This window comes from Streptomyces sp. NPDC054847 (assembly GCF_053610925.1).
Genome location: NZ_JBSGZJ010000666.1, coordinates 1 through 2,616, shown reverse-complemented (window position 1 = coordinate 2,616; position 2,616 = coordinate 1). Strand labels below are relative to the sequence as shown.

General features: G+C 71.0%; 4 protein-coding genes. All 4 read right to left on the bottom strand.

Annotation, left to right across the window (positions count from 1 at the left end):
* Positions 1-36: 36 nt before the first annotated feature.
* Positions 37-726, bottom strand: coding sequence for a transglutaminase-like domain-containing protein (locus ACWGH4_RS33940; RefSeq protein WP_453467625.1), 690 nt, complete (start codon positions 724-726; stop codon positions 37-39).
* 56 nt (positions 727-782) lie between these two features.
* Positions 783-1,922, bottom strand: coding sequence for an acyl-CoA dehydrogenase family protein (locus ACWGH4_RS33935; RefSeq protein ID WP_453467624.1), 1,140 nt, complete (start codon positions 1,920-1,922; stop codon positions 783-785).
* Entirely contained in the window at positions 1,922-2,296 is a 375-nt protein-coding gene (locus ACWGH4_RS33930) for an ectoine synthase (RefSeq protein WP_005321771.1), read from the bottom strand. Before ACWGH4_RS33930 ends, ACWGH4_RS33935 begins: the two co-directional genes overlap by 1 nt.
* 80 nt (positions 2,297-2,376) lie before the next feature.
* The coding region (locus ACWGH4_RS33925) for a tryptophan synthase subunit alpha (RefSeq protein ID WP_453467622.1) at positions 2,377-2,616 on the bottom strand (240 nt) is incomplete at its 5' end.

Sequence of the window (2,616 nt, the reverse complement as noted above, 5' to 3'; positions counted from 1 at the left end):
CCGCGGTGGTGGTGGCGCCGCAGATCTTGACCAGCATCAGGCGGCCGCCGTCCGGCCGGCGTCGTGCTCCAGGGAGCCGGCCGTGAAGCGGTCGCCACCGGCGCCGAACAGGCCGGGGTGCGCGGCCCGCAGGTCGGCCAGGACGGCCTCGTAGGGCAGGTCGTCGAACTCGCCGTGGAAGCGCAGGAACTCCATCTGGCGGCGGCCCTTCAGGTCGAAGGGGTGGTGCAGGCTGTCGGTGGTGCCGTCGAAGTCGAGGGGCGCCATCCGGTACAGCCGGCACAGGTTCTTGTTGAACACCGGTGTGGCACGCACCCATTGGCCTTCGAGGCGTACGGAGGTCAGGCAGTGCTGGTGGAACACGTCGCCGCCGAGCAGGCTCACCAGTTTCGGGGAGGCGAGGTGGTTGCGCACGTCGGTCAGGACGAGGCGGGCGGGGATGCCGAGCGAGCGCAGGCCGGCCGCGTAGAGGATCGACTTGTGCAGGCACATGCCGGAGCCGGTGGCCGCCACGGTGCCGGCGCGCAGCCCTCGGCGGGTCAGGTCGGCGCCGTAGACCTCGTAGCGGATCGTGTCGCGGACCGCGTAGTAGAGGGCGACGGCCTGCTCGGTGGGTGTGGTGGCGGTGGGCGGCAGGGCGTCGGCCACGAAGGCGCGTACCTGCTCGTTCTCGTGGTCGAGGAACTCGGTGGCCTCGAGGGCGCCGGTGCTCAGGGGGGTCGTCATGGCAACTGGGGGTCCGCTTCGTTGTCGGTTGGATGCCAAGGGCCCGTCGGTTGAGTTCACAGGCCCAGGAGTGCGGCGATGCGGTTGCGCTGGGTCTCGGAGGTGCCGGAGTAGATCGTTCCGGCGACCGCGTTGCGCAGCTGGCTCTCGATGCCGTACTCGGCCATGTAGCCGTTGCCGCCGAAGATCTGCACGGCGGCCAGGGCGGAGGCGACGTTGGCCTCGCTGGTGACGAGTTTGGCCATGGCGATGTCGCGGGTGACGTTGTCGCCGGCGGTCATCCTGCGGGCCGTCTCGTACAGCCAGCGGCGGGAGGTCTCCACGCCGGTGGCCATGTCGACGATTTTGTGGGAGACGGCCTGGTAGGAGCCGATGGGCTGCCCGAACTGGCTGCGGGTCTGCGCGTAGCGGACGCAGGCGTCCACCCGGCGCTGCATCTCGCCGGCGTTGATGACGAAGGAGCACAGGATCTCCCAGCGCATCACGTGGTCCAGGACGAGGAACCCGCCGCCGGGCCGGCCGATCACCCGGTCGGCCGGGACGCGGCAGTCGTCGAAGTACAGCTCGCACAGCGGGGAGGTGCGCAGGCCCATCTTGGCCAGTGGCCGGCCCAGCGTCAGGCCCGGGGTGTCGCGGTCGACGAGGAACGCGGTGATGCTCAGCGGCCCGGGACGGTCGCTGGTGCGGGCGTAGACGGTGAACACGTCGGCGACGGGCCCGTTGCTGACGAACGACTTGCTGCCGTTCAGGACGTAGGTGTCGCCGTCGCGTACCGCACGGGTGCGCATCGCCAGCGCGTCGGAGCCGCTGTCGGGTTCGCTGATGGCGTGGGCGCCGATCAGCTCGCCGGTGCAGATGCCGGGCAGGTGGCGGTCCTTGAGGGTGTCGGAGCCGAAGCGCTGCAGCGGGACGCCGACGGAGACCAGGTGGGTGCAGACGGAGAAGTTCAGTCCGGCGTCCCGGCAGCCCTCCCCCAGGCCCTCCAGGACGTACATGGTGGTGGTCAGCGACTGGCCGAGTCCGCCGTGGCGCTCGTCGAAGGGCAGTCCGAGGATTCCGGTGCCGGCCAGCAGCCGCCATGCCTCACGGGGGAACTCGGCGGCCGCGTCGCGCTCGATGTGCCCTTCGTCGAGCTTGTCGAGCACGGGCGCCAGGCCGTCGCGCAGGGCCTGCTGGTCCTTCGTGAAGTCGGCCATCAGTAGTGGGAGAATTCGGGCGAGTCGAGGTTGTGGCTCTCGTCGCCGCGCAGCGCGGGGGTGAACATGCACACCAGGCGCAGGTCCTCGTGCGGGCTCGCCACCAGCCAGTGGGCGTCGTGCCGGTCCAGCGCGTACAGGGTGCCGGGGGTGATGGGGTGCGAGACGCCGTCGCTGTCGATCACCTCGCCGGAGCCCTCGATGCAGTAGCAGCTCTCGAGGTGGTTGCGGTACTCCAGGCGGGACTTGGTGCCCGCGCGGACGATGGTGTCGGTGACGGTGTAGCCGACGCCGTCGGCCTGGGTGAGGAATCTGCGGCTGAGGCCGTTGCCCCAGTCGACGCAGGTGACCTCTTCGAGCTTGCGGACGATCACGGGGGTCTCCTTTCGTACGGGTGGTTCCGCTGTTCGGCACGGTGGGCCGCCGGGGCCGCTCACGGCCCGCGCAGCTCCCTTCACGGCCCGCGCAGTTCCTTCACGAAGGAGCCGAACTCCTCGACGGGGTCGCGGCCTTCGGTCAGGGCCTGTTCGATACGGGCCACGCCGACGCTGCCGACGACGGCGGCGTCCGCGCCGAGGTCCTGCAGGAGCAGGGTGTCGGCGCGGGTCCTGACGCCGAAGCCGACCGCGACGGGCGCGGTGGCGGTGGCGCGCAGGGCGGCGACGGACCGGGCCAGCCGGTCGTGGTCGAGGGC